The 22,059-nt window shown below is 62.7% G+C and carries 23 protein-coding genes, 1 tRNA gene and 1 pseudogene; 8 read left to right on the top strand and 17 right to left on the bottom strand.

The features are described 5' to 3' along the window. Positions 1-3: 3 nt before the first annotated feature. Positions 4-618: a hypothetical protein gene (locus O7B34_RS06180; protein WP_337145318.1), complete on the bottom strand. Its 615-nt coding sequence runs from the start codon at positions 616-618 to the stop codon at positions 4-6. Positions 619-852: 234 nt separating this feature from the next. Between O7B34_RS06180 and O7B34_RS06185 the strand changes: the two genes are divergently transcribed. Both O7B34_RS06185 and O7B34_RS06190 read left to right on the top strand, forming a co-directional pair. Then, positions 853-1,137, top strand: coding sequence for a helix-turn-helix domain-containing protein (locus O7B34_RS06185; protein ID WP_140506483.1), 285 nt, complete (start codon positions 853-855; stop codon positions 1,135-1,137). 185 nt (positions 1,138-1,322) lie between these two features. Continuing rightward, positions 1,323-1,790 carry a YbaK/EbsC family protein gene (locus O7B34_RS06190; RefSeq protein ID WP_337145319.1) on the top strand — a complete coding sequence of 156 codons (468 nt, stop codon included), beginning with the start codon at positions 1,323-1,325 and terminating at the stop codon, positions 1,788-1,790. Between the two features lie 153 nt (positions 1,791-1,943). On the opposite strand, the gene O7B34_RS06195 is transcribed toward O7B34_RS06190, so the two are convergent. The 6 genes and pseudogenes from O7B34_RS06195 to O7B34_RS06220 form a co-directional block, all read right to left on the bottom strand. After that, positions 1,944-2,468 (bottom strand): hypothetical protein, encoded by a 525-nt coding sequence (locus O7B34_RS06195; RefSeq protein ID WP_337145320.1) that lies wholly within the window; start codon positions 2,466-2,468, stop codon positions 1,944-1,946. Positions 2,469-2,795: 327 nt separating this feature from the next. Beyond that, positions 2,796-2,872: transfer RNA gene (locus O7B34_RS06200), tRNA-Pro, on the bottom strand. Between the two features lie 56 nt (positions 2,873-2,928). Continuing rightward, positions 2,929-3,132, bottom strand: a pseudogene (locus O7B34_RS06205) (hypothetical protein); the annotation flags it as partial. A 41-nt stretch (positions 3,133-3,173) separates the two neighbouring features. Further along, complete coding sequence (locus O7B34_RS06210; protein ID WP_337140721.1) at positions 3,174-3,299, bottom strand: hypothetical protein; 126 nt, start codon at positions 3,297-3,299, stop codon at positions 3,174-3,176. Then, the gene (locus tag O7B34_RS06215; RefSeq protein ID WP_337145321.1) at positions 3,296-4,831 is read right to left on the bottom strand and encodes an undecaprenyl-phosphate glucose phosphotransferase; all 1,536 of its coding nucleotides are present in this window, start codon (positions 4,829-4,831) and stop codon (positions 3,296-3,298) included. The genes O7B34_RS06210 and O7B34_RS06215 overlap by 4 nt, the downstream gene beginning before the upstream one ends. Before the next feature lie 230 nt (positions 4,832-5,061). Beyond that, positions 5,062-5,625 (bottom strand): polysaccharide biosynthesis/export family protein, encoded by a 564-nt coding sequence (locus tag O7B34_RS06220; RefSeq protein WP_027143601.1) that lies wholly within the window; start codon positions 5,623-5,625, stop codon positions 5,062-5,064. A gap of 254 nt (positions 5,626-5,879) precedes the next feature. Here O7B34_RS06220 and O7B34_RS06225 point away from each other — a divergent pair, with 254 nt between their 5' ends. Beyond that, positions 5,880-8,090 carry a GumC family protein gene (locus O7B34_RS06225; protein WP_337145322.1) on the top strand — a complete coding sequence of 737 codons (2,211 nt, stop codon included), beginning with the start codon at positions 5,880-5,882 and terminating at the stop codon, positions 8,088-8,090. Positions 8,091-8,119: 29 nt separating this feature from the next. Here O7B34_RS06225 and O7B34_RS06230 read toward each other — a convergent pair whose 3' ends face one another. From O7B34_RS06230 to O7B34_RS06255, 6 genes are all read right to left on the bottom strand, one after another. Then, a complete protein-coding gene (locus O7B34_RS06230; RefSeq protein ID WP_337145323.1) occupies positions 8,120-8,956 on the bottom strand; it encodes a GNAT family N-acetyltransferase in 837 nt (278 codons plus the stop codon). A gap of 5 nt (positions 8,957-8,961) precedes the next feature. Further along, positions 8,962-9,708 (bottom strand): aspartate/glutamate racemase family protein, encoded by a 747-nt coding sequence (locus O7B34_RS06235; RefSeq protein WP_337145630.1) that lies wholly within the window; start codon positions 9,706-9,708, stop codon positions 8,962-8,964. A 2-nt stretch (positions 9,709-9,710) separates the two neighbouring features. Next, on the bottom strand, positions 9,711-10,529 hold the full coding sequence (locus tag O7B34_RS06240; protein ID WP_337145324.1) for an ABC transporter permease: 819 nt from the start codon (positions 10,527-10,529) through the stop codon (positions 9,711-9,713). Position 10,530: 1 nt separating this feature from the next. After that, entirely contained in the window at positions 10,531-11,439 is a 909-nt protein-coding gene (locus O7B34_RS06245) for an ABC transporter permease (RefSeq protein WP_337140715.1), read from the bottom strand. A gap of 91 nt (positions 11,440-11,530) precedes the next feature. After that, on the bottom strand, positions 11,531-12,820 hold the full coding sequence (locus O7B34_RS06250) for an ABC transporter substrate-binding protein (protein WP_337140714.1): 1,290 nt from the start codon (positions 12,818-12,820) through the stop codon (positions 11,531-11,533). A gap of 34 nt (positions 12,821-12,854) precedes the next feature. Further along, positions 12,855-13,943, bottom strand: coding sequence for an ABC transporter ATP-binding protein (locus tag O7B34_RS06255; protein WP_337145325.1), 1,089 nt, complete (start codon positions 13,941-13,943; stop codon positions 12,855-12,857). A 264-nt stretch (positions 13,944-14,207) separates the two neighbouring features. Here O7B34_RS06255 and O7B34_RS06260 point away from each other — a divergent pair, with 264 nt between their 5' ends. Further along, a complete protein-coding gene (locus O7B34_RS06260) occupies positions 14,208-14,921 on the top strand; it encodes a GntR family transcriptional regulator (RefSeq protein WP_337145326.1) in 714 nt (237 codons plus the stop codon). 107 nt (positions 14,922-15,028) lie between these two features. After that, positions 15,029-15,160 (top strand): hypothetical protein, encoded by a 132-nt coding sequence (locus O7B34_RS06265; protein WP_337145327.1) that lies wholly within the window; start codon positions 15,029-15,031, stop codon positions 15,158-15,160. Between the two features lie 23 nt (positions 15,161-15,183). Here O7B34_RS06265 and O7B34_RS06270 read toward each other — a convergent pair whose 3' ends face one another. After that, positions 15,184-15,399 (bottom strand): DUF2842 domain-containing protein, encoded by a 216-nt coding sequence (locus O7B34_RS06270; protein ID WP_027143610.1) that lies wholly within the window; start codon positions 15,397-15,399, stop codon positions 15,184-15,186. A gap of 153 nt (positions 15,400-15,552) precedes the next feature. Between O7B34_RS06270 and O7B34_RS06275 the strand changes: the two genes are divergently transcribed. Then, positions 15,553-16,644: a COX15/CtaA family protein gene (locus O7B34_RS06275; protein ID WP_337145328.1), complete on the top strand. Its 1,092-nt coding sequence runs from the start codon at positions 15,553-15,555 to the stop codon at positions 16,642-16,644. Positions 16,645-16,773: 129 nt separating this feature from the next. On the opposite strand, the gene O7B34_RS06280 is transcribed toward O7B34_RS06275, so the two are convergent. Genes O7B34_RS06280 through speB form a run of 3 tightly spaced genes read right to left on the bottom strand, consistent with a single transcriptional unit; the run spans position 16,774 to position 19,569 of the window. Next, positions 16,774-17,616, bottom strand: coding sequence for an aminoglycoside phosphotransferase family protein (locus O7B34_RS06280; protein WP_337145329.1), 843 nt, complete (start codon positions 17,614-17,616; stop codon positions 16,774-16,776). Then, positions 17,613-18,539: an N-acetyl-gamma-glutamyl-phosphate reductase gene (argC, locus tag O7B34_RS06285; protein ID WP_337145330.1), complete on the bottom strand. Its 927-nt coding sequence runs from the start codon at positions 18,537-18,539 to the stop codon at positions 17,613-17,615. Before argC ends, O7B34_RS06280 begins: the two co-directional genes overlap by 4 nt. A 22-nt stretch (positions 18,540-18,561) precedes the next feature. Beyond that, positions 18,562-19,569, bottom strand: a complete 1,008-nt coding sequence (gene speB / locus O7B34_RS06290; protein ID WP_337145331.1) for an agmatinase — start codon at positions 19,567-19,569, stop codon at positions 18,562-18,564. A 123-nt stretch (positions 19,570-19,692) separates the two neighbouring features. On the opposite strand from speB, the gene O7B34_RS06295 reads away from it, so the two are divergent. Next, on the top strand, positions 19,693-20,901 hold the full coding sequence (locus O7B34_RS06295) for an acyltransferase family protein (protein ID WP_337145332.1): 1,209 nt from the start codon (positions 19,693-19,695) through the stop codon (positions 20,899-20,901). 80 nt (positions 20,902-20,981) lie between these two features. Continuing rightward, positions 20,982-22,040 carry a glycerophosphodiester phosphodiesterase family protein gene (locus O7B34_RS06300; RefSeq protein ID WP_337145333.1) on the top strand — a complete coding sequence of 353 codons (1,059 nt, stop codon included), beginning with the start codon at positions 20,982-20,984 and terminating at the stop codon, positions 22,038-22,040. Positions 22,041-22,059: the final 19 nt, after the last annotated feature.

Below are 22,059 nucleotides of genomic sequence, written 5' to 3' on the forward strand. Positions count from 1 at the left end.
GGCCTACATCGGCGGGATCACACCATTGTTGCCCACCACGACGCGGCTGGCGCTGAGCGTGCCGTCAGCCTCGCGCTGCGCGGTAACGAAGACGGTCGCGCTTGGCTTGAGATCGGTCGGCGCGGCCGGCGCGAAGGTCACGACAGGCGTGCCGTCGGGTATGGAGATCTTCTTCGTCCGCCCATTGTCGTAGGTTAGCGTCACGGCCCGCCCGTTTATGTCGGTGACGTCGGCGACGGTTCCGTTGGTCATGCGGCTGTTCGGCTCCAGGTCCCAGGGACGGTCACCCTCGCCAGTGCCTTTCAAGGCCGCGGGAAAGACCACCACTTCGAGCGCGCCGCTGCCGCCGTCAGCCTTGGAGACAGAGGCGATGCCGACGAAATCGCCCTGCTTGATGTCTTTTACCGATGCGCTTGCGACGCCTGAAAGCTTCCAGCCGTCTTTCAGTTTGATGGCGGAAGTATCGCCCTGACGAGTTTTCACGGTCAGCAGCGACGGCTCGAAGCTGACCACGGTGCCGCGCACGCGCAAAGTGTCCGCGGCCTGCGCGCTGGCCACAGCGACGCCGGAAAGCATCGAAATCGTGCCGAGCACGAGGAGGGGTGTCTTGAGGTTCATAGGGATGTCCTTTTGGGAAAGACTGGCTGGAAAGGGATGGTTTCACGCCAGCGACGTCGAGATAACGAACGGGTGGGGCGAAACTGCCGGGCAAAAGCCGCTCGGGCGTTCAAAACAACTTGATCGGGACAGGGCTAGGCAGCGCTTGGCAAATCGCAGGCGAGAGGGCATCTTCCTGCTCGTCTCAGGCAACATCCCATTTTGATCAAACGCTTTCAGCCAACGGAGTTGCCAATGCCCAAAAATGCAAAAAGCCACGCCCTCTCCGAACCATTAGCCAACGAGATCGGGCCAGATTACAACACCCTCAGGGCAATGCGGGAAACGCGCGGATACAGCCTCGAAGCGCTTTCGCTGACCTGCGGCCTCTCGGTCGACGAGATAGAGGACATCGAAAGCGGCCGGGCGGCCGACCCGGCGAAGCTGCGTCGTATCGCGTCCGCGCTCCGTTTGCCCCAGGACGCTTCCCTTGCTTCCGCCGCACCGACGCTGGCTGCACAAGGCCGGCCCCAGGCATAGATCGGCGACAGGCATGCGCAAGAAACCCGCCAAGGCCTGCTTGGCGGGTTTCTTGTTGACGCCATGGCGTTCTCCGCCAGGCCGGGCTTGCCGATTTGCAAGTCACACGTGTTTATACGTGCGGCATCCAAATCCGCGCCGATCACATCTGCCGTGCATCAGGTCTGAACCGTGAGCTTTTCGATATGAGCCTGGACTCCGTTGGTGCCTTTTTCGCGGCTCACGCGCCTGATATCGAGGTCATTGTCACGCAATCGAGTTCGGCGACGGTGACGCTGGCGGCGGAAGCGCATGGCGTCCTGCCGGCGCAGATCGCCAAAACGATCTGCCTTCGCGTCGGCGAGCGCACCATGCTGGTCGTGACCAGCGGCATCGCCAGGCTGGACAATCGCAAGTTCAAGGACCAGTTCGGCGGCAAGCCGCGCATGCTGGACGCACAAGAGGTTGTCGCGGCCACGAGCCATCCGGTGGGCGGTGTCTGCCCGTTCGGCCTGCCGGCGCCGCTGCCGGTCTATTGCGACGTCTCGCTGCGCGAATTCGCTGAGGTCGTACCCGCGGCCGGCGCCATCAACGCGGCGGTGCGCATTGCGCCGCAGCGCATGGTTGAGCTTACCGGCGCCGAGTGGGTCGATGTGTGCCAAGGTTCGGAGTGAGACGTCGGTTGCAATGGCGAGGGCCTGACCGCCGTCGCGCTCAATTACCGCCTGCGGATATCGTAACGCGCGCGACAAACTTTTGCCGTCCCCGCTGGGTCGGCTTTAATGCCAGTTGCGCGTCGACCTCGTTAGCAATTTCCGGCGGCACGACTAAACTATCGGCTCCTCCAGCCCGCTTCTCTCGTGCGACTTCCACAGGTAGTAGCCGAGCACTGAACCGAAGAAGAAGGTGTGCGCGATGAACTGCACCAGCGGACTGGATTCCAGGAACCAGGGGAAGAAGGCCGGTGCGATTAGATAGAAGTTGATCAGCCAGAGGGCGAAGCCGAAGATGCTGCCTGCGCCGATAAAGGCAACCGGCCCTCGCAACGCTGCTGCGATTTCACCGAAGATTATTCCGTAGATGATCGCGAGTACCACATGTACGACGACGCCGCTGACCCCCGCCGTCATGAGCGAATAGCTGGGATCGAGTGCGCCCGATCCAAGCGCGATGGCACCGATCATGCGCAGCGGCATAAAAAATGCTCCCGCGCCCATCATCCCCGCGCTGACGATCATTTCGAAGGCAGCAAACACGATGCCTGCGACTATGCCTGCGACGGCGCCCTGCCGAAGACCCCACCGCATGTCGCGCGGTGTCAATGGCGTGTGGATATATTCCCGATAAGCCATGGTCGTCACCTCCGTTTTTGGGTGCAACTTCAACAACAAACGTGCAGAGCGTTCGGCTGTTCCGGCGATTGGCTGGATACACGGGGAATTGAACGGTCGAAATTTCTCTCAGACTAGCCGGCGGCCAGGCGGATGAAACGTCCACCAGGAAGGTCTCCAGCGTTTTGTCAAAAGCTGCAGCGGTTAATGATGAGTGGTCAGTCACATCAACTAACAAGGTCCATTTAGGCATTGGACATTGTTTGGCTCTGCCAAGCGGTGTCGGTTTATTTGGAGAAAGGCTCCAGACAGAGTCTTCAATGGAAACTAGGGATATCAAGGAAATAATGGTCGGAGTGGCCGGATTCGAACCGACGACCCCTTGACCCCCAGTCAAGTGCGCTACCGGGCTGCGCTACACTCCGGACCGGTCGCGATGTATCGTGATAACCCGGCTCGGGTCAACCGATTTCCGCGATAATTATCTTGCCGCGATCGCAGGTTTGAATGAGGCGGGCAATACCGGTCGTAACAGCCGCTGATGGCGGTATTCCAGGGCGATGGCGCCCCAGTGGTCGATGTCGATGAAGGTGCCGAGCCCGATATTGCCGATGAAGGCGACGTAGGCGCATAGGAGGTAGGGCTACCACGGCCGGTCGCGCAGCAGGATGCGGAACCCCGCCGCCGTACGCGAAATCCTCAGGCCGAACAGAGCCCAGATGGCGATCAGCCGCCCATGTAGATTTGGCAAGGCGCCGGCTCGCCGATGACGAAGCCCGACAGAAGAATGCCGAGCACGACAGCGCTCGAGGAGGTCAGCGCACGCGGCAGATCATGGCTGATCGCGCTCAATAGGCGTTTTCCGTATTGAGCAGGCGGATCGGTGTCAGGAACAGGATCCGCAGATCGAACAGCAGCGACCAGTTCTCGATGTAATAGAGGTCGTATTCGGTCCGCATGCGGATCTTCTCGTTGGTGTCCATCTCGCCGCGCCAGCCATTGATCTGCGCCCAGCCGGTGACGCCGGGCTTGACCTTGTGGCGCGCGAAATAGCCATCGACCACCTCGTTGTAGAGCAGGTTGTGCGACTGCGCGGCAATGGCGTGCGGACGCGGACCGATGAGCGACAGCGAGCCGAGCAGCGAGTTGAAGAACTGCGGCAGCTCGTCGATCGAGGTCTTGCGGATGAAGCGGCCGACACGGGTGACGCGCGGATCGTTCTTGGTCACCGTCTGCTTGGCAGTCGGATCCGACCGGTCGGTATACATGGAGCGGAACTTGTAGACCTCGATGATCTCGTTGTTGAAGCCATGCCGCTTCTGCTTGAACAGCACCGGTCCCTTGCTGTCGAGCTTGATGGCGATCGCCGTGGCCAGCATCACAGGCGAGAACGCGACGATGCCGATGACACTGAAGATGATGTCGAAGGCGCGCTTGGCGACCGAGTCCCAGTCGTTGATCGGCTTGTCGAAGATGTCGAGCATCGGCACCGAGCCGATGTAGGAATAGGCGCGCGGACGGAACTGCAGCGCATTGGAATGCGCCGACAGCCGGATGTCGACCGGCAGCACCCAAAGTTTCTTCAGCAATTGCAGGACGCGCGATTCGGCGGTCAGCGGCAACGATACGATCAGCATGTCGATGCGGGCGATGCGGGCGAATTCGATCAGTTCCGAAATGGTGCCGAGCTTGGGATAGCCGGCGACGAGGGCTGGCGAACGCTTGTCGTTGCGATCATCGAAGATGCCGCAGATGCGGATGTCGTTGTAGGGCTGCTTTTCCACCGAGCGGATAAGCACTTCCGCTGCCTTGCCGCCACCGACGATGACGGCGCGCCGTTCCATGCTGCCATCGCGCGCCCAGCGCCGGATCAGCTTCGACATCATCAGCCTGAGACCGAAAAGGCAGACGAAGGCAACGACGAACCACGTGCCGAACAGCAGGCGCGAATAGTCTTGCGACATCTTCATGGTGAACGCCGTCAACGCCATCAGGGCGAAGGTGCCGGCCCAGACCAGCAGGATGCGCCCAAAATTGGTGATCGGCCGCATCAGGGAGACCACCTGGTAGCAATCGGTGACATCGAGCAGCACCACGGCGAGGAACGACGCGGCGGCGATCGTCAGTGGATATTGCCAGGCGAGGTAATTGAAGAAACCGACATAGTAGAAATAGACGCAGAGCCCTGAGACCAGCAGCACCGCGAATTCGACCATGCGCAACACGCCGCTGACCATGATCGGCGACATCGTGTCGCGCCGGTATTGCGACGCGACCTGCCGGGCAACGTCGTTCATGCCGCCGGACTTGTCGCCATCGGCAGGGCCGTCGAATTGACGCACCGCTTCTGATGAAAAGCGATGCGCGGGGTCGATCTCGTTCATGGAACAGTCCGCAAGCTTCCCAAGAGTGATTAGCAAAAGAGAGCTAAGAAACCCTTGAAACAACCTGTGGCTTTGGAAGAGCCTGAACTACCTTTCGAGCGCGGCGAACTCATTGGCCTCGCCGCGGCACGTGTCTCCAGCACGGCGACGACCCGCGCTTCCGTCAGGCCGCGCACGTGCCGACGGGTGAGCGAAAGCGGTGGACGATCCTGAGTTGCCCGTCACGCTGTTCAGAACAGGCGTTCGCGGACGTAGACGGTATCTCCCGGCAGCAGCGGATCGGAGGTGACCACGCGGCCCGTTATCACCTTGCCGTTGATGTCGCGGGTGATATCGACGCTCTCCTGGTTGGCGCGTGGCGTGAAGCCCCCGGCGATGGCGATGGCCTTCTGCACAGTCAGGCCGGGCACATAGGAATACTGGCCGGCGGCGCCCACTTCGCCCATGACGAAGATCGGCCGGTAACGATCGATCTCCACCGAGACGTCAGGGTCGCGCAGGTAGCCCTGCCGCAGTTTATCGGCGATCTCCTTTTCCATCTGCTGCGCGGTGTGGCCACGTGCCGGTATGGCGCCGACGAGCGGGAAGGAGATGTAGCCGGACTGGTCGACGCTGTAGCTATTGGTCAGGCCCTCCTGCTCGAACACGGTGACGCGGACGCGGTCGCCGGCGCCGAGGCGATAGGGCTGGTCGAGGACCTCGTGAAAGGCGGCCGGCGTCGGCCGGTAGCTGGAGCAGCCCGCGAGCAACGATACGGCAAGCAGTGCGCGAAAAAGGGAAGCAGTGCTTTGCATGGCCGGACAGGTACCTTCGACTGGCCGCTGCGGCGTCGCAGCAAACATCTGGGATCGGCTCCGTTATCATCCTGTTAGGGTTAATGGCCGGTAAAGGAGCGCGCCAATGGCGATCAAGCAGACAAGGTTTTGCGGTTTTATCGATTTTTTTGCCGTCGCCCGCCGGTAAACCCTAATGAAGCTTACCGTGATCTTAACGGCTGAGTTACCATAGTTATTTACGGTGCATCCGACCAGTTTCGGAGTAGGGATGCATGTCCGTTCAATCCGCGGCCGCAGACGTCGATGTTGATCTCAGGCAGTCCTTCGCCAGCCTGGGCCGGAACTGGCTGCGGATTCTGGTCTTCGTTCTCGTGGTAACGGGACTTGCCTTCGCGGCCGTGTCGCTCGCGACCCGGCATTACAAGGCCCAGACGCAGGTGGAGATCGCCCCGCGCGGATCGGACTACACGCGGCCCGCCAGCAGCAACCCGGACAGCGACAAGCCGATCCTCGACGAGCAAGGCATTGCCACCCAGGTCCAGATAATTTCGTCCAACGAAATCCTCAAACAGGTCGCCCAGAACCTCGGCCTGTCGCGATTGCACGAATTCGACGAGACGGTCGACATGTCGGCATTCAACCGGCTGCTGGTCCTGGTCGGGTTGAAGAACGACCCGATGGATGTTCCTGCCGATGAACGTGTTCTGAAGAAAATGCGTGAGAAGGTCAACGTCTACGGCGTTGAAAAGACTAACATAATTGCCATCGAGTTCTCTTCGGAGGATCCGAAGCTTGCCGCCACCATCCCCGATGCCATTGCCGCCGCTTATATTGCGGGACAGGGCGCGACCAAGAGCGAATCGAACACCGCCGCCGCGGATTTCCTGGCACCCGAGATCGCCGACCTGTCCAAGCAGGTCAGGGATGCCGAAGCCAAGGTCGCGGCTTACCGCGCCCAGTCGGACCTCCTGATGGGCGGCAACAATTCCACGCTGGCCACCCAGCAATTGGCCGAGCTGTCGACCGAGTTGTCGCGAGTGCGGGCCAGCCGCGCCTCGGCCGAAGGCACAGCCGAGAGCGTGCGCAAGGCACTGCAAAGCGGCGGATCGCTGGATTCACTGCCGGAAGTGCTGTCTTCCGACCTGATCCAGCGTTTGCGCGGGCGGCAGGTCGAATTGCGCGCCAACATCGCCGATCTGTCGACGACGCTGCTCGACAATCATCCGCGTATTCGCGCGGCCAAATCACAACTGGCCGATCTCGACGCCCAGATCCGCAGCGAAGCGCAGAAGATCATGAAGGGCCTGGCGATGCAGGCCGATGCCGCCAAGGCGCGCGAAAACCAGCTCGTCGCTGACGTCGACACGCTCAAGGCTGCTTCGGCACAGGCCGGCGAGCAGCAGGTCGGTCTCGACGCGCTACAGCGCGATGCCGCCGCCAAGCGCCAGCAGCTCGAACTTTACCTGACCAATTATCGCGAGGCGGCGTCGCGTCGGGATCGCAACTATGTTCCGGTCGACGCTCGCATCGCCTCGCCGGCTTTGGTCCCCTCCGAGCCCTACTTCCCCAAGGTCTGGCCGATCGTTGGCGCCGCCGCCGCGGCTTCCCTTCTGCTGGCGGCGGTGTTCACGCTGCTGCGGGAACTCTTCTTCGGCCAGGCCATGCGCCCGGCAAGGGGTGCCCGGCTTGAACCGATCGACGAGGTGGCGATGCCGCCAGCCGCTTATCAGGACCCATCCACCCGCTCGCAGCCGCCAGTCGCCAACGAGTTCGCCAATCGCGCCGCCGAGCCATCATGGCCCGAAACGGTCACGGAAACACCGGCGCAGCCGCGGCCCGCCGCCGAGGTCGAGACCGTGGAGGTCCGGCGGCCGCGCTCCGTGCTCGGCGAGATCGACGTCGAGAAGGCCGCCGAGAAGCTCATCGCCAGCGGGGCCGCGCGCGCCATATTCGTTTCCCCCGAGGGCGACGAGGCGGCGGCGTCGGCGATCCTGGTGGCGCGCGAGGTTTCCGACGCCGGCCTGCGCGTCCTGCTGCTCGACCTCACGGCCTCGGGGGCTGCCTCGCGGCCGATGCTGGACAGCGGGCTTTTCCCCGGCATCACCAATCTGCTGGCGTCGCAGGCGCAGTTCAGCGACGTGATCCATGCCGACCTCTATTCAGACTGCCATGTCATTCCCGTCGGCACCGCCGATCCGGTCCGTGCCATGCGCGCCGCTGACCGGCTGCCGATCATCATGCAGTCGCTGACGACAGCCTATGATCTGGTGGTGGTCGAATGCGGGCCGGCCGATGCACAAGGCATCGGCCGTCTGGGCGGCGAGGCCACCGAGGTGTTCCTGTCCATGCTGGAGGCCGACGACGAGGTGACGCAAGCCGCGGTCAAGCTGATCGAGAGCGGCTATCCCGACCTGACGCTGGTGACGCCGCTCGGGCACGAGCCGCCAGCCAATCCGGTGCCGGGGCGGCGTTCAGCAGCCTGAAAGAGCTGCCACTCAAAGGCACGCCTGGCCTATCCCAGTTCCAGCGTCGTCACGCCGAATATCCTGTTGGCGTCGAGCCTTGGCGGCGCGCCTTTGTACATGCGCGTGGTGGTGAAGGTCGGTGAGAAGCCTGCCGCCACGAGCGCCGCGATGAAGTCCACCTTGCTGGCCGGTACGTCGATGTTCAGGTCGCCTCCTTCGCAGGCGCCCGCCAGGTCTTCGAGCAGTTCCAGTGCGGTTCGCGTATCGTCGGCGAAGAGCGGGCCGATCTTGAAGCCGTTGCGGCAGGATCGCGCTACCGCATAGCCGGCCGTTCCCCGTGGTGTGATCGCTGCCAGCGCGCGATGCGGCGGCTGCAGCCACCGCTGCAGGAAAGAATGGCGGGACGCTGGAAAGCAGAGTGCGTCATATCTCATGATGTCGGGCACCAATTGCGTGGTCACCATGCGAGACCGTTTGGTGTCGATGATCAATGCTACAGGGCGCCCGCTGTAACGAATGGTCTCGTAAACCGGCCTGAACCCTCTGCTCTCATAGTTCGCCCGTTGCTCTTCGACGCCATCAAGCCCGATGGTGCAACCGGCCAGCCTGTTCATGCCCGCGGTCCATACCGCCTTGCCATAGCCCTTGCCGCGCATGTCCGGACGGCAGATGTAGAGACCGACGAAACCAAAATCGTGCCCATAGGCCACCGCCGATATCCCGGCGACCATTTCGCTCCCGGCAAAGGCACCGATGAAACCCTTGGGATCCGCCGCCTGGAACATCGCGGCATCGTCAAGGCCGGGGTTCCAGCCCTCCGCGGCCGCCCAGTCGATGAGATCAGCCAACTCTCCCGGCGACAGCATGCGGATGGTCGGTTTCATGGTGCTTACTCCGCAGCGACTACTCCTGGGGAGAACGATTTCAGCATACCCCGATAGGGCTTGGCGAGTGGGTTCGCATAAGCACCGCGCTTCGATGTCGCGAGGCCAAGAGCCACCAGGGCCTCGGCTTGCTTCAAAGCGGCCCCGACGCCGTCAACGACAGGCAGACCGAACTCGCTCTGCAACCTGTGGGCAAGATCCGCCATGCCGGCGCAGCCAAGCACGATGGCCTCGGCGCGATCCTCCTCCACGGCCCGGGCGATCTCGTCGCGGAGCTTGCCAACCGCTCCTGATGCCGGGTCTTCAAGTGCCAGCACCGGAATATCGGCGGCACGCACGCGTGCCCGGCCCGACATGCCGTAGCGTTGCACCAACCCCTCCACCGGCACACGCGAGCGTTCGGTGGTGGTTACGACAGTGAAACGCTGGGCAATGAAGCAGGCCATGCTGAGTGCTGCCTCGCAGATGCCGATGATGGGAATGGCCGCCATGGCCCTTGCGGCATCGAGGCCGGTGTCGTCGAAGCAGGCGATGATCGCGGCCTGCGCCCCGGCACGTTCGCCAGCGGCGATTTCCATCAGCAGGCCGGGCACGGCCAGTGCCTCGTCATAATAACCCTCGATCGAGGCCGGTCCCATGGACGAGGTAACGGCGACGATTTCGGTCCAGACACCGGCGACACTGCGCGCGGCCGCCGCGATCGTCTCGGTCATGCTCGCCGTCGTGTTGGGATTTACCACCAGGATCTGCACGATCACGCCCTGGTCCGGCGGCGGCCGACATAGATGATGGCGCCTAGTGTCGCCAGGATCACGAGGAAGGAAAACACGGTGGTCACCGTGCCCAGCGCGTAGAGCACCGGCGTGGTGACATTGGTGGTCATGCCGTAGATCTCGAGCGGCAGTGTGTTGAAGGTTCCCGAGGTCATCAGTGTGCGGGCGAACTCATCATAGGACAGCGTGAAGCCGAACAGGCCGACGCCGATCAGGCTTGGCGCGATCATCGGCAGCACGACATGGGCGAAGGTCTGCCAGGATGAGGCGCCAAGGTCGCGCGCGGCTTCCTCATAGGCAGGCGAGAAGCGGTTGAAGACGGCGAACATGATGAGCACGCCGAACGGCAAGGTCCAGGTTAAATGCGCGCCGAAGGCTGACGTATACCAGGCTGGTCGGAAGCCGACCTGCTGAAAGACGACGCCGATGCCCAGCGAAATGATGATCGAGGGTACCACAAGGCTGGCGACCGCCAGGTAGAACAAAGCGGTAGCGCCGCGAAATTTCTGGCGGAAGGCAAGCCCCGCCAGCAGCGAGACGACGACGGTGACGATCATCACCATGAGGCCGAGAACCAGCGAGCGCTTGAAGCTGCCGCCGAAATCGCCGACCGCCTGGCGCTCGAACAGATTGGCGAACCAGTGCAGCGACACGCCGTTGAGGGGGAAGGTGAGGCCGCCGGTCTCGCCCTGGAAGGAGAGGATCAGGATCGCCGACAGCGGGCCATAGAGGAACAGCACGAACAGCGCGAAGAACACCGCCAGCGCGTAGAATTCAAGGGTGCGTTTTTCGTGGCTCACGTCACAGTTCCCTGCGGATGTCGACGATGCGCAGGATGCCGGCGACCATCAATAGCACCAGCACCAGCAGCACCACGGCGTTTGCGGCGGCGGCCGGATATTGCAGCAGCGACATCTGGTTCTTCATCATGAGCGCGACGGATGCGCTCTGGCCGCCTGACATCACCTGCACGGTGGAGAAATCGGCCATTACCAGCGTGACGACGAAGATGGTGCCGATCGCCATGCCGGGTTTGGCCAGCGGGATAATGACGTTCCACAGCACCTGCCAGCCCGAAGCGCCGGCATCGCGCGCGGCCTCGACCAGCGATCGGTCGATGCGCATCAGCGTGTTGAAGATCGGCGTCACCATGAACAGCGTGTAGAGATGAACCATGGCGAGCACGACCGCGAATTCCGAGTACAGCAGCCATTCGATGGGTTTCGGCACCAGGCCCAGATGCACTAGGGTCGAGTTGATCAGCCCGTTGCGGCCGAGCACCGGGATCCACGAGATCATGCGGATGATGTTGGAGGTCAGGAACGGCACGGTGCAGACCAGGAACAGCACCATCTGCATGGCCGTGGTGCGGATGTGGAAGGCGAGGAAATAGGCAACCCAGAAGCCGATGAACAAGGTCAGCGCCCAGACGACAACAGCGAATTTGATGGTGTTGAGATAAGTTTTCCATGTGACCCACGAGCCCAGCACGTCGGAATAGTTCGTGGTCAGGAAGTCCGGATACATGGCGGCGAAGTCGTAGTCCCAGAACGACACGACGACGATCATGATGATGGGCAGGAGCAGGAACGCGCCAAGGATCAGCGCCAGAGGTGCCGACTGGAGATAGGGCGTCACGACGCCGATGGAGAAGCGGCGTCGAGCTGGTTTCGCGGCGGCGATTGCGGGGCGTTCGAGCGCGACTGTCATCAATGTCTCGCTTTTTGGTGACTCGGCCTGGGCCGCTTACCCCTTCTCCCGCAAAGGGGAGAAGGGGTAGAGGAGGGGGCTTGTTGTTCGCTTACGCCGCGATGAACTCGTTCCAGCGCTTCACCATGTAGCGGTCCTCGTCCATGACCGAGTTCCAGCAGGCGACCTTGCCCATGCGTTCTTCGAAGGAGCCGCCGTCGCGCACGGCGCCGGCTTTTTCCATGACGGTGCCGTCCGGCGCCTTGATCTCGCCCTTGGCCGGCTTGCCCTCGATCCAGTAGCCCCACTCGTCGTCGGACATGAACTTCTTGGCCGAGACCATGTTGGCCGAGTAGTAGCCCTGGCGGTTGAGGTATCCGCCCACCCAGCCCGACGTATACCAGTTGATGTATTCATAAGCCGCATCGAGCTCAGCCCCCTTGAGATGGGCGGCGAGGCCAAGGCCGCCGCCCCATGAGCGATAGCCTTCCTTGAGCGGCTGGAAGCGGCAGGCGATGCCCTTGGAGCGTACGGCGGCGACGGCCGGCGACCACATCGACTGGATGACGACCTCGCCCGATGCCATCAGGTTGACGCTCTCGTCGAAGGATTTCCAGAAGGCACGGAACTGGCCGGCTTGCTTGGCCTTGATCAGGAAGTCGATCGTCTTGTCGATCTCGTCCTTGGTCATGTTACCCTTGTCGGCATATTTGATGTTGCCGGTAGCTTCCATAATCATCGCCGCGTCCATGATGCCGATGGACGGGATGTTGAGGATCGCGGTCTTGCCCTTGAAGGCCGGGTCCATGATGTCGGCCCAGGTGGTGATGTCGCGACCGACGAGGTCGGGGCGGATGCCAAGCGTGTCGGCGTTGTAGATGGTCGGCACCATGGTGAACCAGTTGGTCGGTGCCTTGGCGAAGGTCTTGCTGTCTTGCGCCTCGACGTAACCAACGGTGTGCGGCGCGGTACCTTGGGCAATCACGCTGTCGGGTGTGAGCTTGCCGGTTTTGAACAGCGGCACCAACTCGTCGTAATATTTCAGCTTGCTGACGTCCATCGGCTGCAGCACGCCGCTCGGGAACACCTTCTTGCAGATCCAATATTCGATGTCGGCGATATCGTAACTGTCGGGCTGGGTCACGGCGCGCTGGGCGGCGGCGTCGGAATCGGTCGCGGTCATCTCCAGCGTGATGCCGAGGTCGGCCTTGCACTTGTCGGCGATGGCGTTGAGATTCGACACGCCGGTGCCGAACTGGCGCAGCGTGATATTGGACTGTGCCCAGATGGTCGGAAAGCCTGTGATGACGCCCGAGCCGGCGGCGAGGCCGACGGCGGCGGCACCTGTCTTGAGCAGCGAGCGGCGCGAAATGCCGGTCTTGGTTTTCGATGTGTTTGTCATGCCTATTCCCCTGTCTTGTTTTGCTTTGTTGAATTCATGAATGAAGCTGGCCGAGGACGATTGCATCCTCGGAATCCCAGGCAAGCGGAACGGCGTCGCCGATGGCCACAGGCCGGGCAAAGAAGTTGGAATCGTCGATGATGACGGTGAAGTCGTCGATGCCGGCTCCGTTGATCGACATTTTCACCGTGGCGCCGCGATATTCGATGTTGGCTACGATGCCGGTGAAGCCGAGGCCGGGCGCGGGCGCGTCGCCGATGCGCACATGATCGGTGCGGATGGCGATGTCGATCGGCGCGCCCGGCTCTCGGCCGTGACCGCGGGCGGCGAGCGAGCCGCCGCCAATGACGTCGAAGACGACCATGCCGTCACGTGCACCGGTGACCCGGCCGGAGATGACATTGTGATCACCCATGAAGCGCGCGACGAAGGCCGTGGCCGGACGTTCGAACACGTCGCGCGGAGGTGCCGCCTGTTCGATGCGGCCGTCATTCATCACCACGATCAGGTCCGCCAAGGCCATGGCCTCCTCCTGGCTGTGGGTGACGTGGACGAAGGTGATGCCGAGCGAGGTCTGCAGTTTCTTCAGCTCGGCGCGCATGCGGATCTTCAGGAAGGGATCGAGCGCCGACAGCGGCTCGTCGAGCAGCAGCGCTTCCGGATCGGTGATCAAAGCCCGGGCGAGCGCCACGCGCTGCTGCTGGCCGCCGGAAAGCTGCGCGGGCCGGCGCGTCGCATAGGCCTCCATCTGCATCAGCTTCAGCATGTCGAGCGCCTTGGCGCGGCGCTGTTCCTTGTCGATGCCCTTCATCTTCAGGCTGAAGGCGACATTGTCGATGAGGTCCAGATGCGGGAACAGTGCATAGGATTGGAACATCATTGCCGTGCCGCGCTTTGCCGGTGGCAGGTCGGTGACAACAGTGTTGCCGAGCCGGACGTCGCCAGACGAGATGCTTTCGTGACCGGCGATCATGCGCAGGGTCGAGGTCTTGCCGCAGCCGGAGGGGCCGAGCAGGCAGCAATAGGTGCCTGCCGGTATCTTCAGGCTGATGTCCTCGACGGCGGTCGTCGTTCCATAGATTTTCGAAACGGACACGATGTCGATCTCGGCGGCTTTGGACATTCAGGCTTCCCCGTTTGGTCGCACTGAACAAAGCATCATGCGTGCCAACCCGGAGGTGACCGGCCAAGCACTTGAATTGTCTCAAAGATCAGGATTCTTGCCCGCTGCCTATCTCTGAGGCTGCTTTGTGCGTTGCACAAATTGTGGGCTACTGCGCGCAATTTTGGCAAAAATCGTATGCAATCTTTTTTGGCTTCGTGTGCACTTTGCCTCTCGTGAACAGGCGACGAGTCGCGCTAGAAGAGGGCGGGAACCATCATCGCCATGAACATCACCGATCAGATCTATTCCGCCGCCGATAGCGCCAACCAGGATCGCGCTCAGGCGATCCGCGACAATCTGCGCGACGCCATTGTCGACCGGAGGCTGGCGCCGGGCACCAAGCTGTCGGAAGGCGAGGTCGGTACGCTGTTCGACGTGTCGCGCACCGTCGCGCGCGCGGCGCTGCAGATGCTGTCCTTCGAAGGGCTGGTGCGCACCGAGCGCAATCGCGGCGCCTTCGTCGCCAATCCATCACCCGAGGAAGCGCGCCAGGTGTTCGCCTCGCGCCGGCTGATCGAGCCGGGCATTGCTATTGCCGCCTGCGAACGGGTCACAGCCGCCGACATTGTCGCCTTCAGGGCGCAACTCGACGAGGAGGGTTGCTTCATCGCCGAGCGCGGTCCGACGGCGCGGCGTTCCGAAATCAAGGCGTCCGGCGATTTCCATCTGCTGCTTGCTTCGGTCGCCGGCAATGCCATCCTGCAGCGCTTCATGGAGGAGCTGGTTGCGCGCTCGTCGCTTGTCATCGCACTTTACGGACGGTCTGGCGTGTCGGCCTGCGGCCACAGTGAGCACACGGGCATTGTCGGCGCGCTGGAAAGCGGCGATTCCGGGCTGGTGAGCCGCTTGATGTTGCACCACATCGACCACATCGAGGCTGATCTCGATCTGCGCGTCAGGGCAGGCCCAGCGCTCCGCGAGGCTCTCAATTTCTGACGCCTAGTGTTCGTCTTCCATGGAAGGGGCCGCCTGTCCGGCTGCCGCGAAGTGTGCTTTGCGCGCGACGCCGGCTATGCCTCCGACGTGACCACCCGCCGCCGAACATGCCGGCTTCCTGCAGGCCTTGCTATATTTCGGTCAATGGCCGCTACCAGAGCCTGGCCCGCATCCGCACCATGCTGTCGGGCGTGACGCCGCCGCTCGCCAATGCCGGCAAGATGCTCGTCACTGTCTGACGTACCGCCTGACCGGGCAGGGCTCAGCGCTTGGCCCGTGGCTCCAGCATCAGCCACTTGATGATGCCCATCGCCGGCAGCACCCAGAGCAGGCCGCTGAGCAGGAAGAACAGGAATTGCACCAGCGCGCCCGATTCCGACAGGCGGGCGACGGCGAAGATCGAGGCGACCAGTGCGTAGATGATGACCAGCGCCAACAGCAGGAACATTCCGATCAGTTTTTTCAGTCGAATGGGCATGGCTTGGCCTCGTTGATAGCTATCGCTTAGGCCGAACGCGAGGCACGCGCAACCCGCGACACCGGGCGCGACGGCGTGCCGCGCTGCGCGGTCTTGCCAGCAGGAGTGCGATGGTTCACCAATCCGCGACATTCAAACTGCCGGGATATATCCATGGCCGCCATCACTGCCGCCGCGCCCTATCAGGCTCGCGACCGCGACCTCTATAACCGGGCACTCGTACGCGGCTGGCTGTACGTCGTGCTCCTGGTGCTGTTCGCGCTGGTGCTGGTTGGCGGCGCCACGCGATTGACTGAATCCGGCCTGTCGATCACCGAATGGCAGCCGATCCATGGCGTCATCCCGCCGCTCAACGACGCCGAGTGGCAGGAGGAATTCCAGCGCTATCAGCAGATCCCGCAATACACCGAGCTCAACAAAGGCATGAGCGTCGAAGCGTTCAAGTCGATCTTTTGGTGGGAATGGGCACATCGCCTGCTGGCGCGCAGCGTCGGCCTGGTCTTCGCCCTGCCGCTGCTGGTCTTCTGGCCGGCGCGCCGTATCGAGCGCGGCCTTGGGCCGAAACTGGTCGGCATTCTGCTTCTCGGCGGGCTGCAGGGGGCCATCGGCTGGTGGATGGTGGCCTCCGGCCTTGTCGACCGGGTGTCGGTGAGCCAGTACAGGCTGGCCACGCATCTCACGCTGGCGGCACTGATCTTCACCGCGACCATGGTCGTTGCGCGTGGACTGGCGCCGCATTCCGAGCCCGCGGCCGATCGCTCGACGCAGCGTCTGGCCGGCTTCATCGTGTTCCTGGCGCTGATCCAGATTTATCTCGGCGGCCTGGTCGCCGGTCTCGACGCCGGCATGAGCTACAACACCTGGCCGCTGATGGACGGCAGGATCATTCCAGGCGATCTGCTCATCCTCGAGCCGGCGTGGCGCAACTTCTTCGAGAACCCGAAAACGGTGCAGTTCATTCACCGGCTTGGTGCCTATACGGTCTTCGCCGTCGCGCTCTGGCACATGATCGCCACGCGTCGGCGGCTGCCCGGCTCAACGCATGCGCGACGCGCGACACTGTTGTTTGTCCTGGTGCTGGTCCAGGCTTCGATCGGTATCGGTACGCTGTTGATGCAGGTGCCCCTGCATATGGCCCTGACCCATCAGGCCTTTGCGCTTGTCGTGCTGGGCTTTGCCGCCGCGCACTGGCGCGGCACCAAGGGCGCTTATCCCTTGCCCAACGAGGTTGCCGTCGGACGCTGAGTGCGGCCAATCACATCCAGAATTCATTCGACTGCGTCGCCCTGAGCATGACAAATCCCTGGTAAGGGAGCCAGGGCAGGTCCGTAACCGATCATGGTCAACAAGCGCTCGCTTCGGCTCTTCCCCGAGTCAGAAACGCGCCAGCACTGCCCGGATCGCCGCGGCGATCGACAGTTCGCGGTTCTCCTCGACCGCATTGTCGTCCTCATGGTGCCAGGACGCGGACAGACAACCATAGGCGATGGCATGGTCCAGTATTGCCGCCGGTGATTGTCCCAGCGTCCGGGAAAAGACCTCGGCCATATGCGCGATCCGCTCCGGGGCGAGGCAAAGTGCATCGCGGTCGAGCGGATTGTAGAACATGTTGGCGGCATCAAAACCGGGATCACCGAGCACGCCCTTCGGATCGATCACCAGCCAGCCGCGCGGTCCCCGCAGGATGTTTTCGTGATGCAGGTCGCCATGCAGCGGCCTGATGTCATGCGGATTGGCCAGCAGTCGATCCGCGATGGCGCCGGCCTCGACATAGGGGCTGTCACCGCCGGTGCCACGATCGGCTGCGGCTTTCTTGAAGAGGCTGGCGAACCGCTCCCTGAGCGGCTGAAGCTCGGACGGGTAGGGGTGATCAGATGGCGAAAACAATTTCGCCATCACATCCGCCGCGATGGCGGTCGCTGCATTGTCGCCTTGTTCGTCGAGAACCTGCGACAGAAGTGTGTTCCCGCCATATTCGAGCAGCATGGAAAGCCCGTCGCGGCCGAGAAGCCGCACCGCGCCTTCGCCGCGCCGCCAGGCAAGGAAATGCTCGCCGCGCAACTCGTCGGCAACGTCGTCGAACGGCTTCAGTGCCTTCACAATGGCCGGTGAGCCGTCCTCGAGCCGCACCTTCCAGATGCGGCTCGAAAAGGTCTCGGCAATGAGTTCGGGTTCGCTGACTTTCCAGCGCGGTGGAAAGGCCGGCGCGTTCATCACAGACCGAGCATCAGGTCCATGTTCTGGACGGCTGCACCGGAAGCACCCTTGCCGAGATTGTCATAGACCGCCAGCAGCAGCGCCTGAGCTCTGCCGTCGTTGGCAAAGACATAGACCTTCATGCGGTTGGTGCCGTTGTAGACCTCCGGATCGATGTCAGGCACGCGCTCCAGATGCGCATAGGGAGCCACCTCGACCACACCGCCCTTGATCGCGGCGAAATGGTCCGCAATGGCGGCGTGAAGTTCGGCACCCGTCGGTACGCGGTCGAGGCCACCGAGTTGCAACGGCACAACCGTGATCATGCCTTGCGCGAAATTGCCCACCGCCGGCTGCATGATCGGATCGTGCGACAGCTTCGCATAGGCCTTCAATTCCGGCACGTGCTTGTGCTGCAGGGTCAGGCCATAGGGCAGGAACTCCGAGGCGTCCTCGCCCTTGGCGACGTAATCCTCGATCATCGGGCGCCCGCCGCCCGAATAACCCGTAACGCCGTTGACCGAGATCGGGAAATTGGCCGGCAGCAGGCCTGCCGTGACCAATGGCCTGAGCGTCGCGATCGGCCCCTGCGGCCAGCAGCCGGGATTGGCGACGCGCTTGGCCGTGGCGATCTTCTTCGCCTGCTCCTTGTCCAATTCGGCGAAGCCATATTCCCAGCCTTCGGCCACGCGATGCGCCGTCGACGCATCGATGACCTTGGTGGTGTCGTTGGCGATCAGCGAGACGCTTTCCTTGGCCGCATCGTCGGGCAAGCACAGGATCGCGATGTCGGCGGCGTTGAGGAATTCGGCGCGCGCGGCCGTTTCCTTGCGGCGCTCGACCGGAATGGAAATGATCTCCAGATCGCCGCGCTCGGCAAGCAGCGCCCGGATCTGGAGGCCGGTGGTGCCGTGCTCGCCGTCGATGAAGATTTTCGGTTTCATTGCTGATCAAATTCCCTGAGGACTATATGCCATTGCCATGATTGACCGCGGCGCCATTGTGGTCGCCGTTGTTCAGCTCATCGAGCCGGGCCTTTCGCTCCGCCAGCAGGCCGAGATACTGCATGGCCACCATCGAACCGGCGATCGCCGTTATATCGGCGTGATCATAGGCCGGCGCAACCTCCACGACATCGGCGCCGATAATATCGACCTGGTTGAGCTGACGCAGCGTCGACAGGATCTTCGCTGACGACGGCCCCCCAGAAACCGGCGTGCCGGTTCCCGGCGCATAGGCCGGATCGAGGCAGTCGATGTCGAAGGTCAGATAGGTCTTCCTGCCCCCGGTGCGATCAACGATGGCGTAGGCGATGTCGGAGGCGCGCATTTCCTCGATTTCATGGCCATGCAGGATCTTGATGCCGAACGTGTCGGGCGCATGGGTGCGGATGCCGATCTGGATCGAGCGGTCGGGATCGATGATGCCTTCCTTGACCGCGCGGCCGACGAAGGATCCATGATCGATGCGCTTGCCGTCATCGGGCCATGTGTCCTGGTGGGCGTCGAACTGAACCAGGGCGAGCGGCCCGTGGACGGCGGCGTGCGCCTTGAGCAGCGGCCAGGTGACGAAATGGTCGCCGCCGAGCGTCAGCAGGAAGGCGCCGGATTTCAGGATCTTGGCCGCCTCGCGCTCGATCGTGCCGGGCGTCTTCTGATGGTTTCCCGAGTCGAGCAGGCAGTCGCCATAATCGACCACGGCGAGGTGCTCGAACAGATCGCGTGAAAACGGGTATTGCGGGTCGTTGTCGAGGATCGCCGAGGCGCGGCGGATCGCCTGCGGCCCGAACCGGGCGCCCGGCCGGTTGGTGACGGCGGCGTCGAAGGGAATGCCCCACACCACCGCATCCGCGCCCCTCACGTCCTTGGTGTATTTGCGCCGCATGAAAGACAGCGCGCCGGAATAGGTCGGCTCAAGGGCGCCACCCGTTTTGGAGCGGGTGGTGAAGGCATGGTCGATGTTCTTGGTCGCCATTACTGGTCCTCGTTTTCATCGGGGTGCAACAACTACAAAACCGGCATGGAAGATGCCAGTCACAGCTTGGGGAGACGAAACCGTGCCGCCCGGGTGCCACGGCAAGACAGGATTTGTATCATCATGACGCAGACCGCGTTTCTTAATCCGTCGGATGCCGTGGTGTCGACCCACGCCGGCACGATCGCCGGCGATCGCTTCCAGGTTCTCGATTCGTGGCGCGGCATCTGCGCGTTGCTGGTGACGCTGTTTCATTTCCCGACCGCCTCGGCGATCTCGCAGAGCAGCTTTATCGGTTCGTCCTACCTTTTTGTCGATTTCTTCTTTATCCTTTCCGGCTTTGTCATCGCCTCGAGCTATGCCAATCGGCTGGGCCGGCCGGGAGAGGTTATCCGCTTTGCGCTGGTCCGTTTCGGCCGCATCTACCCGCTGCATCTGGTCATGCTTGCCGCGTTTGCCGCCTTCGAGCTGTTGCGGCAGGTGCTGCCGCAATTGCATGGCACGGGGGCAGCTCCCTTCACCTGCGGCTTCGACCTCAAGAGCTTGGCTGCCAATCTCCTTTTGCTGCAAGGTGTCGGCTTCGAGGATCGGTTGACGTGGAACGCGCCAAGCTGGAGCATTTCGGCCGGGTTTTTTGCCTGTCTCCTGTTTGCCGGCGTGGTCTTCGTCGCCGGCGCACGCGCCTGGATATGGTTTGTCGCCGCCGCCGTTACCGCGCCGCTGTTCCTGCTCGGCTTCTCCACGCATCATATGGATGTGTCCTATGATTTCGGCTTCATCCGCTGCCTCTTCGGCTTCTCGCTCGGCGCCCTGCTGGCCTGGTTTCAGCATGATTCCATTGCAGGGGCGCGACAGGTTTTGCTCGCAAACGGCCCGCGGATGAGCTGGACTCTTGCCGAAATCGTCATGGTGGCCGTTATCGTTCTCTTTGTCTCGCTGGCGGGCGACAACGACGCCGGCATTGCCGCGCCCCTGGTGTTCGCCCTGGCGCTGTTTCTCTTCGCCCATGAAGGCGGCTGGATCAGCGCGTTGCTCAGGACGTCGTTCATGTTGACGCTCGGCGCGCTGTCCTATTCGATCTACATGGTCCACATCTTCGTTCAGGCGCGCCTGATCAATGTCGCCGGGCTCGTCGAGCGCAAACTCGGCCTCGGCTTGATTGGCGACATAGTACTGCGTGGAGAGCCCGCGACCGGCTTTGGCGCCGGATGGACAGGGACTGTGGCGATCGTCGTCATGCTCGCCGCCACCATCGCCGTGTCGTGGGTCATATGGCGCCTGGTCGAAATGCCTGCAATGGCTTGGTTCCGCCGGCTGTCGAAGCGCATCTGACGCGCTTTAGCCGGCTTCGTTCACCTGGATGTCACCGATGTCGCCTATCCCCGGCTCGATCCGGCAAGGAGCGATTCTCGATGCGGACGATCTGGCTGAGCCTTCTGCTTTCCACCGCGCTGGCGGCCGCCTCCGGTCAGGCCTTCGCCGGCGAAACTCGCGCCAGGCAGATCCTCGACCGCTTCGAACATGCCAACCAGTGGCGCGACCATGTCATGGTGGCTGCCCATCGCGCCGGCAGCATGCAGGCCGGCAAGACGCTCTATGCGGAAAACTCGCTTGCCGCCGTGGAAGGCTCGATCGCGATCGGCGCCGAAATCGTCGAGGTCGATATCCGGCGCTCGAAGGACGGCGAGTTCATCGTCATGCATGACAGCTGGCTGGACCGCACGACCACCTGCAAGGGAGAGGTCCTCAACTACACGCTGGCCGAACTGAAGAGATGCCGGCTGGTGATCGAGGGCACCCATGCCGTTACCAACGAGACCGTCTCGACGTTGCGCGAGATGCTGATGGCGACAAGGGACAGGATCCTCATCAATCTCGACAACAAGCTCGAAGTCGGCGACCTCCCGGGCATGATCGCGGTGGCTCGGGATCTCGGCATGGCCGAGCAAGTCATCGTCAAGGAAAACCTGTGGAACCAGGACAGGATCACCACGGTGAGGGCCGCCATGGCCGCGGCAGGCGATGGCTTCCAGTTCATGCCGATCATCGCCGATGACGCGGTGCATGATGCCGGCTTCGCCTCGACGGTCGACCATGCTTTCGCGCCGCGCGCGATCGAGCTGATCAACTGGCGGGCGGGCGCCGAGACGTTGACCGAAACCGGCGGGTCGCTGTTCAGCACCCGCATGCGCGCCGAGGCGGTGAGGGGCGACTGGCATATCTGGGCCGACACCTACGCCATCGTCAACAAACCGGGCGGCTTCCTCGCTGGCGGCCGTGGTGATGAACTGGCGGTCCAGGCCAGCCTGCCGCGCGAAGCCTGGGGCTTCTGGGCCGATCGCGGCGCCACCATCATCCAGACCGACGAGCCGAAGGCCGCGGTCGGCTGGCTGGCGGCGAATGGTTATCGCGTGTCTTATGCCGAGGACAAGCTGCCGACAGAATCGGCGCATACAGCCAGCATCAATTAGGAGTGGCCGCTGAAACTGC

It is taken from the genome of Mesorhizobium sp. Cs1299R1N3 (assembly GCF_037179625.1).
GTDB lineage: Bacteria > Pseudomonadota > Alphaproteobacteria > Rhizobiales > Rhizobiaceae > Mesorhizobium > Mesorhizobium salmacidum.